The organism is Cupriavidus pauculus, assembly GCF_022179805.1.
In the GTDB taxonomy this organism is placed as follows: Bacteria; Pseudomonadota; Gammaproteobacteria; order Burkholderiales; family Burkholderiaceae; genus Cupriavidus; species Cupriavidus pauculus_E.
The window spans coordinates 17,660-32,189 of record NZ_BPUO01000001.1; the positions used below are offsets into that span (position 1 = coordinate 17,660).

Annotated in this window: 18 protein-coding genes; all 18 read right to left on the minus strand. The window is 61.9% G+C overall.

Annotated elements, in window-relative coordinates; all coding sequences use genetic code 11:
- The 18 genes from MFF62_RS00115 to MFF62_RS00200 all read right to left on the minus strand — a co-directional run bounded on the left by MFF62_RS00115 (position 1) and on the right by MFF62_RS00200 (position 14,369).
- Positions 1–1,965, minus strand: coding sequence for a phage tail tip lysozyme (locus tag MFF62_RS00115; RefSeq protein ID WP_238258915.1), 1,965 nt, complete (start codon positions 1,963–1,965; stop codon positions 1–3).
- Positions 1,966–2,080: 115 nt separating this feature from the next.
- The gene (locus MFF62_RS00120) at positions 2,081–2,374 is read right to left on the minus strand and encodes a phage tail assembly protein (protein ID WP_238258916.1); all 294 of its coding nucleotides are present in this window, start codon (positions 2,372–2,374) and stop codon (positions 2,081–2,083) included.
- Between the two features lies 1 nt (position 2,375).
- Positions 2,376–2,744 carry a phage tail tube protein gene (locus tag MFF62_RS00125; protein WP_238258917.1) on the minus strand — a complete coding sequence of 123 codons (369 nt, stop codon included), beginning with the start codon at positions 2,742–2,744 and terminating at the stop codon, positions 2,376–2,378.
- A gap of 50 nt (positions 2,745–2,794) precedes the next feature.
- Positions 2,795–4,285: a phage tail sheath subtilisin-like domain-containing protein gene (locus MFF62_RS00130; RefSeq protein WP_238258918.1), complete on the minus strand. Its 1,491-nt coding sequence runs from the start codon at positions 4,283–4,285 to the stop codon at positions 2,795–2,797.
- Positions 4,282–4,473: a DUF2635 domain-containing protein gene (locus tag MFF62_RS00135; RefSeq protein ID WP_238258919.1), complete on the minus strand. Its 192-nt coding sequence runs from the start codon at positions 4,471–4,473 to the stop codon at positions 4,282–4,284. The genes MFF62_RS00130 and MFF62_RS00135 overlap by 4 nt, the downstream gene beginning before the upstream one ends.
- An 8-nt stretch (positions 4,474–4,481) precedes the next feature.
- Positions 4,482–5,045: an ABC transporter permease gene (locus MFF62_RS00140; RefSeq protein ID WP_238258920.1), complete on the minus strand. Its 564-nt coding sequence runs from the start codon at positions 5,043–5,045 to the stop codon at positions 4,482–4,484.
- Position 5,046: 1 nt separating this feature from the next.
- Positions 5,047–5,370 (minus strand): head-tail joining protein, encoded by a 324-nt coding sequence (locus MFF62_RS00145; protein ID WP_238258921.1) that lies wholly within the window; start codon positions 5,368–5,370, stop codon positions 5,047–5,049.
- Positions 5,370–5,594 (minus strand): hypothetical protein, encoded by a 225-nt coding sequence (locus MFF62_RS00150; protein WP_238258922.1) that lies wholly within the window; start codon positions 5,592–5,594, stop codon positions 5,370–5,372. Before MFF62_RS00150 ends, MFF62_RS00145 begins: the two co-directional genes overlap by 1 nt.
- Positions 5,594–6,652 (minus strand): major capsid protein, encoded by a 1,059-nt coding sequence (locus MFF62_RS00155; protein ID WP_238258923.1) that lies wholly within the window; start codon positions 6,650–6,652, stop codon positions 5,594–5,596. The genes MFF62_RS00150 and MFF62_RS00155 overlap by 1 nt, the downstream gene beginning before the upstream one ends.
- An 88-nt stretch (positions 6,653–6,740) precedes the next feature.
- Positions 6,741–7,154 (minus strand): head decoration protein, encoded by a 414-nt coding sequence (locus MFF62_RS00160; protein ID WP_238258924.1) that lies wholly within the window; start codon positions 7,152–7,154, stop codon positions 6,741–6,743.
- 26 nt (positions 7,155–7,180) lie between these two features.
- Complete coding sequence (locus MFF62_RS00165) at positions 7,181–7,798, minus strand: hypothetical protein (protein ID WP_238258925.1); 618 nt, start codon at positions 7,796–7,798, stop codon at positions 7,181–7,183.
- Positions 7,799–7,821: 23 nt separating this feature from the next.
- On the minus strand, positions 7,822–8,706 hold the full coding sequence (locus tag MFF62_RS00170; RefSeq protein ID WP_238258926.1) for a S49 family peptidase: 885 nt from the start codon (positions 8,704–8,706) through the stop codon (positions 7,822–7,824).
- Positions 8,703–10,340, minus strand: coding sequence for a phage portal protein (locus MFF62_RS00175; RefSeq protein WP_238258927.1), 1,638 nt, complete (start codon positions 10,338–10,340; stop codon positions 8,703–8,705). The genes MFF62_RS00170 and MFF62_RS00175 overlap by 4 nt, the downstream gene beginning before the upstream one ends.
- The gene (gpW, locus tag MFF62_RS00180; protein WP_238258928.1) at positions 10,340–10,603 is read right to left on the minus strand and encodes a gpW family protein; all 264 of its coding nucleotides are present in this window, start codon (positions 10,601–10,603) and stop codon (positions 10,340–10,342) included. The genes MFF62_RS00175 and gpW overlap by 1 nt, the downstream gene beginning before the upstream one ends.
- Before the next feature lie 35 nt (positions 10,604–10,638).
- Complete coding sequence (locus tag MFF62_RS00185; RefSeq protein ID WP_238258929.1) at positions 10,639–12,636, minus strand: phage terminase large subunit family protein; 1,998 nt, start codon at positions 12,634–12,636, stop codon at positions 10,639–10,641.
- Entirely contained in the window at positions 12,614–13,204 is a 591-nt protein-coding gene (locus tag MFF62_RS00190; RefSeq protein WP_238258930.1) for a hypothetical protein, read from the minus strand. The genes MFF62_RS00185 and MFF62_RS00190 overlap by 23 nt, the downstream gene beginning before the upstream one ends.
- 115 nt (positions 13,205–13,319) lie before the next feature.
- Positions 13,320–13,979, minus strand: a complete 660-nt coding sequence (locus tag MFF62_RS00195) for a hypothetical protein (RefSeq protein WP_238258931.1) — start codon at positions 13,977–13,979, stop codon at positions 13,320–13,322.
- Between the two features lie 120 nt (positions 13,980–14,099).
- On the minus strand, positions 14,100–14,369 hold the full coding sequence (locus tag MFF62_RS00200; protein ID WP_238258932.1) for a hypothetical protein: 270 nt from the start codon (positions 14,367–14,369) through the stop codon (positions 14,100–14,102).
- Positions 14,370–14,530 lie beyond the last annotated feature (161 nt).

Genomic DNA, 14,530 nt, shown 5'->3' on the forward strand with positions numbered 1-14,530 from the left:
TTACACCACGCTTTCGGTCAGCATCGGTTCTCGGACGCGCGTCGTTGCCTCGACGTTGCCGCTCGCCTTGGAGGTGGCTTTGACGCCTTGCGTCGCACCAGACAGCACCACTTCGACCAGCACCTTTCCACCGCTTTGAGGCGTTCCACTAGCCCCGGCTGAAGACGGCCTCCCGCCCGAGGTCGCCGCATAGACAGACGACATCGGAGCGCTGCCGGCGAGTTGCGCTGCATTTGCCGCCCGCTTCGCCGCCTCTTCATCTGCCTTCGCCGGTCGCTCGTAGAACCTCGACACCACTTCGCCAGCCTCAGCCGCAGACCCGGCAGCGCGCAGGCGCTGGCCAGCGCGCCGCTCCGCGCCTTCTGTCAGCTCGTGATGGACGAAGCCCAGTTGCTCCTCGAGCGATGCGCTCCGAATATCCTTCCCGGCCCACTTGGCGAATGCCGCCTGGCGGTCCGGATGCCACTGAGCGACACCGTACGCTTTGCCATTGTCCCCAGTCGCATTAGCTCGAATGCCGCTCTCTGCATGGAGGTTGGAAACAATCCCGGATGCCTGATCTCGGGTCCAGCCCTTCCGCTCAAAGTACCCAACAGCATCGGCGGTACCTGCGGCGCCTGAAATGCCGGCCGCAATCTCGGCGTTCGACTTTCCGGTCGCCTTCCCCCACAGTGCCCCGAGGAAGTCCGAAGCTGGAAGCCGTGTCGATGCCCCCAACCAATCGCCTGACCGAACGGCATCGCGCCCCTTGTCGGTATCGGTATCCGGAAGCCCAGCGGCCTTTGCAGCCTTCAGGCCTCCCCAGGCCAGCAGACCGGCAACGCCAAGTTTGCCAATCAATCCAGTTGAGCCAACAGCGCCCAGCGCGCTCGCCGCTGCCGGCGCCGCTACGGTGGCAAGCTTTGTCAGGCTCGCGATGAGGCTCAGCACCCCTGCGATCGGGCCAGCAAACGTAATGGCAGCAAGACCGATTGCCACGCCTTTGACGCCACCAATTGCATCCACGAAACCGCCAACGTCATTGCCAACCTTTCTCCAGTCGACGCTCTTTACCCAACCCGCAATGTCCTTCACAAACTCAGCAACATTTGTCGCAATAAGTTCCTTGTTCTGACTCACCCACTGCGACAGTTGCTCAAGCAACGGCGACAGCACAGGCACGAGGGCATTCCCGATCGACTGCTTGAGGCCATCGACCGCAATGTCCAGCTTTGTCATGTTCTGCGCATACTCGTTCGCAGCGGCGATCTGGGCGGGGCTCATCACTGTCCCCAGCGCGCGAGCCTGGGAGACATACGCTTCGATTCCTGCAGCACCCTTCTGCAGCATCGGCAGCAGCTGCTCCACGCCAAAGGTCCGCGCGATCAGACGCTGGGCCTGCACGTTCCCGTTCTGCTTCGAGATAGCTTCAGCGACCTGGCGAAGTGCCCGCGTCGCATCGACAGCGCCCGACTTCGTCTTGGTCATCGTGATGCCAAGCTGGTTCATCAGAACCAACGCCTGGTTGTTCCGATTAAAGCTGGCATCTTCCAGCGTGTCGCCCAAGGACTTCAAAGCGCCGGTCATATCCTCCGCCGACCCGCCCGCGAGCTTCGCGGCCGCCTGGTACGCCTGCAGCTCGGACGTCGACACCCCAAGGACCGCCGAAGTCTTGGTGATCTCGGCGCCAAGCTTCCCCCAGTTGTTGGCCAGATTCGCGATCCCGGCGACGGTAGCCACCCCGGCGAGTGTCCCCAAGGCAGGCGCCAGTGAAGAGACTGCAGACACCGCGCCACGCGCAGACGAAGCCACCTTCCCAAACGATGCGCTAATCTTGTCCACGCCCAGCTCGCGACCGAGAGACCCAAAAGATTGCTTCAGGTCGCGGACCGGGCTCGTGAGGCGCGCCATCGACTGGTTGACTTTGCGTACCGTAGCGGTCGCCTTGTCTACGGCAGTGATGGTGATCGTGAACGGATTTGCCATTACGGGACAGTGGCTTTCATCATGCGTTTCATCTGGTCGCTCCACCAGAGCAACCGCGACAGTGGGAGCAACCAGGCATCAAACGGCCCCCACTGGAAGAACTTCGTGACCTCGGCTACTCCGTTTGTCCAGTCGTCGGGCCATCCTCGGTAAAACCCCCGAGGTAGTCGCTTGCCTCCCGCAAGTCCCGCTGCCCGATTCTGGCAACTGCAGCGCGAGGAATACCCGCTACCAGGTGAATCAGCGTAATGCTCATCGCGATGTTGTTGGTTGCCGTGGCAGTCGCTTTTTCCAGCTCGCCGGCGAGAGGTTCGCGCAGAGTCAGGGTCTCGTAGGTGATGGCGCTATCACCAGTACCGAGAACGACCGGCTTGCGTAGCTTGATGACTTTCTCTTCGGGTTGATCCATTTCAGTTCTCCGTGACGCTAGGACCCTCCCAACGGACCTCGATGGTGCCGTCGGTGGACTTTGCGGTTTGATCTTCGACGGTCCACATGTTGCGGCCGATGATGACCTTGCCATTTGCCAGCTCAGTAACGATCGTGACGTTCGTCATGTCGTTGAGGTCGCTCACGCGCAGGCCACCCGCGTCTCGCAAGGTCCCCGAAATCGATCCAGCCTTCGGGACCTCGCTGTAACCGTGAACGGAGTCCTGGCCAGTCAGAGTGGTGCGCGTGCGCGTCGAGGGGTTGTATTCAAAGTCGCCAGCCAGCATCAGCGCCTTGCCGTCGACAGTGATATTTGCCGTCCCCGCAATACGGTTCGTGTTGTCAGCCATTGCTTATGCTCCAAGATGCGCGGAGCGATCACGCGACCGCCCCTCCGCTTTTAGCTGTTGCGGAACTGGAAGAGCAGCGCAAAGATGCGCAGCTGATTGATCAGAGTGGCCGGATACAACACGTCGACACGGCTCGGATTCGAAGGGTTCAGCTCCACGATTAGCCCCTCGGCGAATACGTCACTCTTCTGAACGTAGCCGTTATATTCCAGCTCCTGATACTTCGCGATCTGGCTGGCGCGGATCGTGTTTGGGGTAACGATCGCAGAACCTGGCGCGAACCGCGTGCCGTTGGCCGCGAGCTTGACGCGCGAATACTTGCTGGTGATGTCCGCCTTTAGCTGGCGCAGCACGAACTGGGCCGTGAGCAGCGTTTCCACCTGCAGATAGCTGTCGTCCGGTTGGCCGAAACTATTGAGCTGGTACGTCGTGATGAGATCATCGATCGCAACCGTCCCGTCATTCCCGACGGTGAACGTCGAGATGCCGTCCCAAAGCAAGACGTTTCGATCCTCGATGCGGAACCGCGACGCCAGCGGCGGCGCGAGCACCTGCGACAGCACGAGCGTCTGCAACGGTAAAGCCGGATCAGCCTTCGCCGATACCGCCACCGCCGCCGTGATATTTGCGGCCCAGATCCAGCTCGGTGTCGGAGAATCGTTGAAGCCCATGATGGACATGTGCTCGTCGTTGCGCGCAGACCCGAACGTCGTCAGGGTTCCAAGCGTGCCTCGAGTAGCCCCATAGGCACCGCCATAGAGTTGCTTGGCCCAGCTCCATCGGCCGGTCGTGCTGCTGAGGAACGATTTCATTGCGTCGAGAGACGCCGTGTCCGTGTACGGGAACGCGATAAAATCGAATTCCTTGTCCAGCAGGTTCGCCAGCCCCGCCGTCAGGTCCGGATTGACCAGGCCGCCGGACATAGCTGTGATTGTCACCGCGAGGCCCGTTGGCATGACTTCTCCACCCGCCGCACCACGGTAGTTCAGGCGCAGGTCGATGTCATTGCCCGCCAGCCCCTTGTTTTTGGCCGTGATGTTGACCTTGCTTGCCACTGTGCCGTCCACCGCCGCCGTAGCGGGTAGATCCGTATTGGCATTGATCGCTGCCGCGAGCGCCGTGGCTAGTTGCGCAATCGTCTGCGTGGACATGACGGTCAGCGACACCAGCGTCCCAGCAATGTAGAGGGACATCACGCCAGTTGCGGTGGCCGCTGCAGTGAATGCGACCGCGCCGGCCGCCGCCACAGAGGACCCGCCATCAGCAAGCGGCAAATACCAAACTTCGCCGAATGGATCCTGCCCACGATAGGCCGCCGCCATCAGCGCCAGCATCGAACCGGGGCCGCCCACGGCCTTCGCGTCGCTCACCCCCTGGCAGATCTGTGGCGTGTTGGCGACGCCGTTGCCGGACGAGGCGATCTGACCGATGATCAGTGCTCGCTGGGTGGTCGCGCCCGTGTTGGCGTGACTGTTGTCCAGCTCAGCATAGAACAGCGGCACCCGCAGGTTCTGCGGAATATTCTTGAAGGGGATCGTCATTCCTTAGCTCCACCTTTCGTCGATGCGCCGGCTTGGGCCGACGACTGTTCTTCGATGGGCAGCACGTCACCGTCGCGGAGACGGGCGTGCCAATAGAAGTCGGTGACATCGACCTCGTGCCCCGGCTCGATGAGCTGCTTCGTCACGGGATCGCGAACCTTCAATCCCGGAGCTGGTTTGATCTTCATCTCGGTACCTACTGAGGAAGGTCGATCGTCAGACCCAATTGCTGCGTGCCTTCCGGCGCCAGGATCGTCAGACCGATGGTTTGGAGCGGAGCCTTCGGAATCGGGTAGAAATCCTCGGGACCTTGGTAGAACTTCACTTCGATCTGCATCGAAAGCTCGCCCATCGGCATGTCACCCTCGGAACTGGTGTTGACCTCCGAGTCGATCGACGAAAACTGCTCGATGCGCTGCCCACCGTTCGGGTCAACCCAGACTGCTGGGTTGTTGATGAGCGCGACTTCGATCTGCCCTTTGAGCGCTTCCACCGCTGCGAGCGCAACCTTCGACCCCTCATCACCTGCCAAGGCGGGCGATTTCGTCCGAGCGGTGATGTCGAGGATGGAATAGACGTCAAACTGCGGGACATTCGGCCCCAATGACACCTTCCGCTCCTTCCGGCAATGAACCAGGATGAGAGGATAGGAATCCGGCGCCGTTGGCCAGTCGAACGGCGAATAAACAGCCTGGCCGGCATCCGTATGCCCCTTCAGCGCCTGGACGAACAAGTCACGGATCTGCGTCGATGTGGTCATGTCACTCCATCCTGCTGAGACGCAACTTCGCGGCTCCATGTCCATCGAGCCTCGCCTCGCGGACAATGAAGCGCGCCCCGGTGCGAACAACCACGAGCTGGTCGTTCTGGGCCGGCGCGGACGCGAACTGGGAGATCTGGACGCCGAGGACCGCCGACACCTCTGTCACACCACTGCTGGCGTCGTCGAACAGCACCTCCTTGACGAAGGCGTCGTCGAAAACGCCGGTGACAGTGAGGGCGATTCCGCCAACCGGTGTGTACTGAATGGCTTCGCCAAACACCCCCATCAACGGGCCAATGACCTCGGCGTCCCAGTCGATCATCAGGACACCGTCACAGTCGGGCCGTCCTCAGGCGAGAACACCGGACCATCGCCACGAGGTGGCTCCACGGCGCCCGGCGTCGTGAGGTGGCCAGAAATCCGCAGTTGCTTGATCTCGTCGGCCGGCAGGGTCACCTCCTCCCCTGGACCGAAGTTCTTGCCGTCTACCGTGACAGTCCGGCCGCGCGCGACGGTTGCGCGCGCCGGCTTCTCAGCGGCCGCCATTAGTTCACCACCGGATCGCAGACGGTGATCGCCACGGCGGCGTTCACCCGGCTCGGGATGACGATCGGCGACGACTGCATCAGGATGAAGCGCTGCGCCGGGTCTTCAGACACCCACGTCTTGGGCGCATATGCCATCGCCTGGTAGTTAAACGCCGGGTCCAGCACCGAGCCAAACGCGCGCGTGCCCATCAGGTCCGGACCGCACATGACCACGGTGCCGTCGGGAATCATCGGCTGCTCGACGTTGTTGTCGTCGACATACCAGTCGTTGTAGACCCAGAGGGAGTACTGGCCCCACACCCCCTTGTACTGCGCACCGCGCTGAATCTGGGCGCCCACGTTGATCGTGTTGCCTTGGCCACCGCCCGGGAACCAGATCGCCGCCTTGACGACCGGGTCGGCCAGGAAGGCCGTCCACGCACTGGTGGTGAACACGAGGTCCGTCGCCACGCCACCCGACTTCTTCAGCATGGTGTGGCCCCATGCCTCAAGGTTGGCCGACGGCGTCGCCGTGCCAGCTACAACGTTGGCAGGCGTCCATTTGGCGCCGCCGGTCAACGCGATCGTCAGCGCGGCATCGCGGCCAAAGTCCACCACGACGGTCGGGAAGCCGTCGCCGGCGATGGTCACCGAACCACCAAGGAGTGCTTGAGCCGCCATCCACTCCAGGCGGCGATCGATCATGTCGATCTGGTCTTCGAGTTCGAACGTCAGGTTCGCCATCTCGCGCTCCCCTGCATTCATTTCGCCGCCAATGCGCTCGCCGATCATGCGGCGAACAGGCTTGCGCAGATCCGGGGCGCGCTTGTCCTTGATGTAGGCCGGCTTGAACGTGTTCGTCTGGTAGCGGCGCTGCTCGACGAGCCTCCCCTCCACCAGCGGCGACACGAACGGCGACATGCGGCGCTTGCCCACGTCAACGTCGATCGAGACAAATTCGGTGTCCGACTCGACCACGTTCGGGAAGAACTTGTCGAGCAGGAACTTTTGCGACTTCTTCAGATTGGGGACCATCTGAATCAGTACGTTGGTGTCGAAAACCAGAGTGCCAGGCATTGTTTTGGCTCCGTGCGAGGTATGCTTTGACCCAAAAACAAAGCCCCCGACGAATCGGGGGCTTCGGTTCTTGATGGGGGGATGTTGGTTACGTCGGGTCGGCGGCGGTGACCGAGGTTTTCACGAAGATGCCGACCGCACGAAGCGCCGTTTTCGCAGCCGCCAGCGTGATGCCGGTACCGAGAAAGAGAGCTGCGCCGTTCACCTCGGCCATCAGATAGACGCCGCTGATGACGTCCGCCGCGCTGCCATCGGCGTCATCAGCAAGAATCGCCACCGGGGTCTGGCTGCCGTCGCTCGAAGCCGACAAAGCCTGCGTGTACTTGCCGCTCGCGGTGATCTTGCCAAGCACGGTACCGCGCTTGAAAGGACCGCCGGTGATCGTCACGGAGTCGGTGACGATCTGCAGCGGACCTGCGATCAGCTGATCGGGAACGTAGGCTTGGGCGGTGATGCCCGGCTGTTGGGGGTTGTCCCCGATAGTGCTTACGGAAAGCGACATGGTGATTTCTCCTTATCGGGGAGGGTTTAAGCTTCGCCGCGGGCGCGGGCGGCGGCAGCAATCGCACGGTCAGCGATCGCCTTTGCATCGGAGACGGGCAGTGCCTCACCTTGCGGCGTGACAGTCTTTACCTTCACAGATGCCATACGGTCTGCCAGGCCGGACCGACCTTTCGGCTTGTCGAGCGCGGACGCGCCAAGGGCGGCGATCGCCTGCTTCGACGTCATGCTGGTGTCGAACGCAAACACGCATGCCTGGTTCACGGCACCCGCCTTGATGCCCGCGGCAACGATCGCAGCGCAGCGGGCGCGCTCGCGCTGGCGGGCGCCCATGGCTCGGCCGGCGCGCTTGCCAGTTTCCTTGTCGTCCTTGTTGTCTTCGTCGTCGCCGTCTTCCAAGTCTTCGTCTTCGGCGTCTTTGTCATCAGGGTCATCACCCTCCGCCTTGCTGGACTTGGACTCCTTGTCCTTTTCTTCCTTGTCGTCAAGCTCGTCCATGCGCTTGGCGTAGTCCTCATCGGATTCACCTTCGCGCTGCTTGCGCTCGTCATCGTCATCGTCCTCCGCGCGGGCAGACGTTGCGCCGGGCGCCAGGCCAAGGAAATGGGCGAACGGCATCGCGCTCGCCATCTTCGTGAGCTTCATGTGGGACATCCTCTAGAGTTGGTCTAGGCCGAGATCGACTGGATCAGAGCCCGAAACGCGGCGTCTGGTGCCGCCACTTCGTCCGCAAGTCCAAGGGCGACGCCTTCGGCGCCCAGGAACGTTGCGGCCTGGGTATCTCGAACCGTGGCGGCTGAGATATTCCGGTTGCGGGCGACCGTTTCAACAAAGAGCTCGCCCATCGTGTTGATGTCCGCCTGAAAGCGCGCCAGCGCCTCGTCGGACAGCGGGATTTCGGAATGACCATCCGCCTTTCGATCACCGTAGGTGATGAAAGTCACCTTGACGCCGGCTGCGGAAAGCGCCTTGGACAGGTCGACGTGTGCACAGATCACGCCGATGCTTCCCACCCCACCTGTTCGCGGCACGACGATTCGATCGGCGGCACTGGCAATCGCATAGCCGGCCGAGTAGGCCGACTCGTTCAGAATCGACCAGATCGGCTTTTGGCCACGCAAGCTGTGAATCGTGTCGACCAGATCAAAGCAGCCGGCGACTTCGCCGCCAGGGCTGTCAATGTCCAAGGCAATCGCCTTGACATCCGGGTCATCCAGCGCCATGAACAGGTTCTGACGGATACCGTCATAACCCGACATGCCGGAGTATGGCCGCAACGAACCAAGCTTCTGCACCAGCGTGCCCTGCACCGCAATCACAGCTACGCCGCAAACGTTGTCATAGCCATTCCGCGGCGTCCGGCCCGGTTCGGCAAACCCGTACTCATCGTCTTCCATCGCCATTGGGACGATGGTCGAGCCGTCCAGACGTACCATCTGGCTGACGCCCAGTCGGTCAGCCAGCGCCGCAATGACGATCTCGGCCTTGCGTGGATGGATAGCGACCGGCACGTTGAACATTTTTTGCGCCAGGCGCGGAAGCAGGTTGTTCATTCGGCTTTCGGCTCCTCGGACGGCTGTCCGGCCTTTGTTTCCCCGGTGCCCGCTGCCCATGTGGGAAGCGGAATGCCCAGATCCCTGAACTTCTTGATTTCAACTGCGCGACGATCGAGCACTTCGCGCCAATCGGCGCCAGCAAGATCGGCACACTCGTCTTCCAGCGTGGACAGTCCGGCGCCCATACCCAGTACGGCGCCCTCCTTCTCCTTTGTCGGGTCGACGTATCCCTTGCCTGGTCCCATCCACTTTGCCCGCGCAAATGCGGTACGGCATTCGGCGAACTCGGGGACCGGCCCATTTGGCATGGGCAGGTCATCGAGTTCAAACGACTCTTCCACGAAGGCGCTGCCGATTGGCTGGGCAAATCCTCTGGCGAAATTGATCCGTCGGCGATGGAATGTCTTCCATGCCTCCAGCATCGCCGCACGGTACGACGAGTAGTTGACGTCGCTCCAGTTCTGGCTGATCTGCTGGGCGGATACTCCGGCGCCCGCCGCAACGTTGCGCAGCATCGCCGCCTCAAACGCCTGGAAGTTGGCGTTTGGCCGTGCTGCGGCCACCGTCTCGATGCTCTCCCCCGGATATAGCGACGTAAGCTGCGCTCCGCCTAGCCGGATGCGACGCTCCTTATGGAACTCCGACCGGCCCTCCTGGTAGGCACCGAGCTTTCCGTCTCCCAACGCCTCCTCGACAAACTCCTGGTCAAAAGGGCTGGTGATGTAGGCCCCAAAGATCGCATTGATGATGGCCGCGTCCAGCTCTACACCGTCGTATTTGATCAGCATCTTGAGACGCTGCAATACGGGAGTCAGGATGCCAGCGCCGCCGCGGTGTTGGCCGGCCCGATCCGGCGTGAAGTTGTGCACGATCACCGGCCGGCCCCAGCTCGTCTCGCGCGGGATCAGATCCCAGCGCACGGAGTCGCCCGCGCTGAACCAATCACCCTGGTGCGCCCGGCGGATGTGGTAACCGACTGCAGCACCGTATTCATCGACCTCGACGCCTCCGCGCTGCGACTTCTGGTCGTAGCGAAGTTGGGGGTTCGACAGCCGGTCCGGGTCGACGAGCATGATCGTCGTCGCGTATCGCGCCCTACCGACACCCATGCGCTCCGGAAGCCAAAGCACCTGAGCGAGCGAGTCCCCATCCACGAGCTCGTGGCGGAATGCGACCGCCATCATCTCGGCGATCGTCATGTTGCGCTGCGCGTCGCAGTACAACCCAAGGTCTTCCGACCAGGATCGGTAGTGAGCTTCGAGCGCCTGGCCATACTCCTCGGCCCAGACGTGATCAAACCCCTTGTTCCCGCTGTAGGCGCGCAGCGCCTGATAGTCCGGCTTGAACACGGGGTGGAAGTTTGCGCCCACCACGGTGTCCAAGGTCCGCGTTACCGCGGCCGATGCCCACCCGTCATTCCGAACGAGGTCACGCACACGCGACACGATGCGGTCGCGGTACATGTTGAGCTCGCCATCAGGCGACCACAGGTATGGATTCCAGTCCGCAACATGATCGCCACGGATGTCGGCCGCATCGTACGGCGTGTGCGAGCCTCCCGTCAGCATCCGCGCCCGACTTGGCTGCAGCGGACTTCCGTCGGCGCCCACGATGGATACGGTGTTTTCCATTATCGGTACACGAAACCAATGCGGCGACGGGCACGCGGAATGATGCCGAGCTGCTGTTGTAGTTGGCGGATCAACGCGGTCAGGGCACCAATGTCCGCCTGCTGATAGGTAACGGTTTTCGCCCCGTCCCCCTGCGTGTAGCTAAAGGAGACACCCTTTGAGCCAGTCTGCAACGCGATCAAAGCCGCTTGGGCGTCGGAAAGCGCCTTCTGTAAGGCAGCCTGCGACATCCCGGCAAAGATCGAGGTCGTGGGGTCAAACATTCCGTCTCCAGTGAAATTCCAGCGAGCCCGCGCATTTACGCAAGTCGGCTTACTCTCGACTTAGCCACAGGCTCCGCCACGATGACCCGCGGCATCCGCTCGACGACGGTTGGCGGCCGCACATCGATCGACACGTCTTCCGCAACCCGCGCCGGCTCTGCCAAGGTCATTGCATCGGGGAGCACGGTGGCCGCCGCTTCGTCTGCGCGCTGGTTCAGCTTCAGACCAAGATGGAACAAACCGCATAACGCGCCGTAGGCATAGACCCGGCAATCCAGAGCCTCATTCGCACGCCCGTTCGGCAGATCCCAGACCCGATACCGCTGGCCGTTCGCCACCTTCACGATTACACGCTCGGACGTGAGCTGCGCAAAGTAGTTGATGTCTCGATCAACCGGGAAGTGCATGTAGCCCGGGCCGGGTTCATCGATGTGCAGCCGGTTCCGGATCGTGTCTTTCGCAGCATTCACACCGAGAATCACAGGGCGGAAGGATGCCTTCGTCCGCCGGCTGGGCTTCTTCGTCGGCCACACCGGATTGCGCTTCCCACGAACTGCCGACTCCCCCTTGATCGCCCAAACCCGGCGGCCAAGCCGCTCCTTACAAAATTCGTAGACCTTCTGGGTGTGGTGTCCGCCGGAGTCCATGCAAGTCGCCATCGCCTCGAACCCGCGTCCATCAGCGCGGTACCAGATCCGCTTAAGGAAGGCATCCAAACGCTCCCAGGGCTCTGGGGTCTCAAGATCTCCCTCGATCACCTCATGTGCGATCGACCAGCTTTCCTCGTTCCGCCCCCATCCAACCACTTCGCATTCGAAGCGATCGTCCTGGGTGTCCACCCCGACCGTTACAACGGCGACGCCGTCTTGCACCTCGGCAGGCCAGACCTCGCATCGGGCTACAAGCTTGTCTTCCTTCAGCGCCCGGTCGCCCCGGTCCTCATAGGTCTCGCCGAGCACCAGGTTAATGAACGTCTGCCGCGCAAGCGGGTCGTCCTTCACGTCCAGCCATTCCGCCACCAGGTTGCGCCAGGAGGCATTCGGAAACAGGCTGTAGCCGGCCCAGATATGGAAGCCGGCATGCCCCGCAAATGGCCTTGTTGCTCGCCACTCGCCGCGCGCCACCATCTCCGGCTTGTCCACGTCGTGGATGACGCAGCCGTTGTGGCGGCAGACGTAGTACACCGTGTCGGGCAGCCCGGTACCGTGCTCGTCCTTGTCCCACTTGAAGCCGTAGGCCGTGTCCGGGCCTCCCCACTCGAGCACCTGCATCTCGCCGCAATGCGGACACGGCACGTGGTAGCGCCGCTGATCGCTGTTGGCGTAGCTTTTCTCGATCCGACTGAAACCCTTCACCGTCGGCGTGCTGCCAAGGATGATCTTGCGGTTCCAGAACGACTCGGTCCGCTTGATCCCCAGCTTGATCTGGTCGCCTTCCTTGCCAGCACCCTGCACGGGGTAGCCGTCCACCTCGTCAAACGCGACGATGCGTGCCGTGATCCGGCGAAAGCCGCCAGGGCTATTCGCACCCACGAACGAGATGGACGAGCCATTTCGGAAGACCCGCTTCAGGATCTTCTGCTTCGAATCCTTCTTCTTCAGGTCGCCAACGATCTCCGCGATGGCGGGGGTGTCCCGCAGCATCGGCTCGATTTCTGTCGTGCTGTAGTCCTCCGCATCCTCCACGCGGGGCTGGACCACAAGCATCGGTGACGGGTCCTGGTGGATGAAGTATCCCGCGACGTGGTCGAGGATCTTCGTGTAGCCCACCCGGGCCGACTTCTGGACCGTGATCATCTCCACGGTCGGGTCCGTCACCGCGTCCATGATCCCGTTCTGATACGGGAACGCACGGAAGCGGCCGGTCTGCGCGCTCGTCTCGCGCGACAGCACCGCGTACTTATCCGCCCATTGGCTAAGGGTCAGCTTGGGCGGAGGCTGAATGTTTCGCCTGCGCGCTACCAGTAACTCCTGCTGTAGCGCTGCGTACCCGGTGGCGTACCGCCGCGCGTCAGGCGGGGCGTACGACTCCATCACGTGTCAGTTCCTCGAGCGCGTCAACAATGAGTTCTTGCAGTGCATCCTGAATCTCGATGACCGTCTTCAGCCGATGGATTCGCGGGGAATGCTCTGCCGGGATCGCCAGCAGCCGGGTCCGGACCTTGGCGTACTCATCACCGACAGCCTTGGCCACATCGGCAACCGCGACCACCAAGCCGGCCTCCTGGTCATACTGGAGCTGTGCCTGGAGCGCCAGGTAGTTCTCCTTCATGCAGCGGGCCTGGTCGTAATCCATCTCGGCGCCGGTCGCGATCAGGATGCGCTCCGCCGCCCGGCTCGGCGTCTCGCCGCTGCGAACTGTTACCTCGGAATCAGGTGGGGTAACAGCCTTACGCTTGCGCGCCGAGCTGTTACCCCCCGTACCTTGGGTAACAGTTTGGGTAACAGGTGCAACCCCGTCACGGCGGTATTTTTTGAGGTTCGCATTCGATGCCTCGACGTCGACCTCATCGCCCGCAAACACAAGCCAGCCGCGCTCCTTCCACTTTGTCACCGTCTTCCGGCTGACGTTGTGGAGTGCTGCGAACTCGCTCTGCTTCATGGCGATCTGTTACCTGTTACCCAAATTTGAAAAGTCTGTAGCTAGACGAAAGTCGCGGTGCGCAGTGCCCGTGATGCAGAGCCCCTCAGAAGGGACCCGTGGTATACATGCAACATCATCGACGAGCCGTCGCCATAGCCTGTGCCAGGGCCTTCTCGAGCTCGGGCCGGAAGTGCTTCGCGACCACCTGGGCGGCCACGGAACGGTAATTCAGCTGCTGCTTGACTGGCATCGCATCGCCGAATCGCATCAGCAGCTTGAGCTTGCCAGTCGTGTTCGCGCCCTTCGCGGCCCTGGTGACTTTGGCTTTGCCCTTGCCCCTTTTGACCTTTGCAGCAACCGGACGCTGCCACAAACCACTGATCGTCTCACCGGTCTTGGTCGTGATCGAACCCACAAATGTATCGGCGCGTCCACGCATGGAAGCCAGCTTCCCAGCAGAGAAGTTGCCGTACTTGTTCAGTAGCGACTTGTCCTTCGGGTTCAGCCAGGTGCGCCCACTGCCAATAAGCTTGTGCGTTCCGCCCTTTTCGAAGGGCAACAGATAGGCAGCAGCGATGTCCTTAACGTAGAGAACGCCAGTCAAGCTGCGCTTGTCCGCGCGCTTGATCGCTACAGAACTCAAGGTGAACGGCGTCGGCCGGTCGAGCACCTTACGCATGTTTTCGCGCTCGGCTTCTTGCGCCCGCTTCAGAGTGGCATTGATTGCCGTCGACACCGCGAAAGGCACCTGTTTCCGGGCAAAGTTGTCCAATGCGCGCTGCAACGCTTTCACGTCAGCACGAACTGAGATGTCAATAGCCACGGAAACGGAAAAAGAAACGGGTACGGAAGGTAGCGGCCTACCGTACCCAAACCCGGGCGAGAGACCAGGGAGGAGACAACCAGGAAGAAATCAGATGGACGAGCACAGGCGCCAGCGCGCCGTTACGGTCGGACGACCGCGCTTGGTTGCACGCAGGCGGAAGGTCTCGGAAGCATTCAGGCCGCAAACCCGGGGCAGCCCCAGCAATGCCAGGTGCGCATTCGTCGCCGGCAGCCGCTCCCGAACCCAGCGGCACAGTCCCTCGAAGGCCTTACGGAACGACGCCGCGAGAACCACCGCGAGACGCACGAATGCGTCGACCAGCTTCCGGAAATCCGACTTGAAGGCGAGGATGTTCATGAGCAACTCCGCAAAGGGAAAACGAAAAAGCCCGCGCGGCGAACCGGGCGGGCTTTGGGCCCATCGCTTTCCGTTCAGAGACACGCATCCCTCCTAAAGGATGCTATGTCTCGGTCTGAACCGGTAACGCCGCGATGGGCAATCAGTAATCTGTGGCGAAG

Coding starts and splice junctions, on each gene's coding strand:
- MFF62_RS00115 (WP_238258915.1), bottom strand. CDS start 1,965: ATGGCAAATCCGTTCACGATCACCATCACTGCCGTAGACAAGGCGACC.
- MFF62_RS00120 (WP_238258916.1), bottom strand. CDS start 2,374: ATGGATCAACCCGAAGAGAAAGTCATCAAGCTACGCAAGCCGGTCGTT.
- MFF62_RS00125 (WP_238258917.1), bottom strand. CDS start 2,744: ATGGCTGACAACACGAACCGTATTGCGGGGACGGCAAATATCACTGTC.
- MFF62_RS00130 (WP_238258918.1), bottom strand. CDS start 4,285: ATGACGATCCCCTTCAAGAATATTCCGCAGAACCTGCGGGTGCCGCTG.
- MFF62_RS00135 (WP_238258919.1), bottom strand. CDS start 4,473: ATGAAGATCAAACCAGCTCCGGGATTGAAGGTTCGCGATCCCGTGACG.
- MFF62_RS00140 (WP_238258920.1), bottom strand. CDS start 5,045: ATGACCACATCGACGCAGATCCGTGACTTGTTCGTCCAGGCGCTGAAG.
- MFF62_RS00145 (WP_238258921.1), bottom strand. CDS start 5,370: ATGATCGACTGGGACGCCGAGGTCATTGGCCCGTTGATGGGGGTGTTT.
- MFF62_RS00150 (WP_238258922.1), bottom strand. CDS start 5,594: ATGGCGGCCGCTGAGAAGCCGGCGCGCGCAACCGTCGCGCGCGGCCGG.
- MFF62_RS00155 (WP_238258923.1), bottom strand. CDS start 6,652: ATGCCTGGCACTCTGGTTTTCGACACCAACGTACTGATTCAGATGGTC.
- MFF62_RS00160 (WP_238258924.1), bottom strand. CDS start 7,154: ATGTCGCTTTCCGTAAGCACTATCGGGGACAACCCCCAACAGCCGGGC.
- MFF62_RS00165 (WP_238258925.1), bottom strand. CDS start 7,798: ATGAAGCTCACGAAGATGGCGAGCGCGATGCCGTTCGCCCATTTCCTT.
- MFF62_RS00170 (WP_238258926.1), bottom strand. CDS start 8,706: ATGAACAACCTGCTTCCGCGCCTGGCGCAAAAAATGTTCAACGTGCCG.
- MFF62_RS00175 (WP_238258927.1), bottom strand. CDS start 10,340: ATGGAAAACACCGTATCCATCGTGGGCGCCGACGGAAGTCCGCTGCAG.
- gpW (WP_238258928.1), bottom strand. CDS start 10,603: ATGTTTGACCCCACGACCTCGATCTTTGCCGGGATGTCGCAGGCTGCC.
- MFF62_RS00185 (WP_238258929.1), bottom strand. CDS start 12,636: ATGGAGTCGTACGCCCCGCCTGACGCGCGGCGGTACGCCACCGGGTAC.
- MFF62_RS00190 (WP_238258930.1), bottom strand. CDS start 13,204: ATGAAGCAGAGCGAGTTCGCAGCACTCCACAACGTCAGCCGGAAGACG.
- MFF62_RS00200 (WP_238258932.1), bottom strand. CDS start 14,369: ATGAACATCCTCGCCTTCAAGTCGGATTTCCGGAAGCTGGTCGACGCA.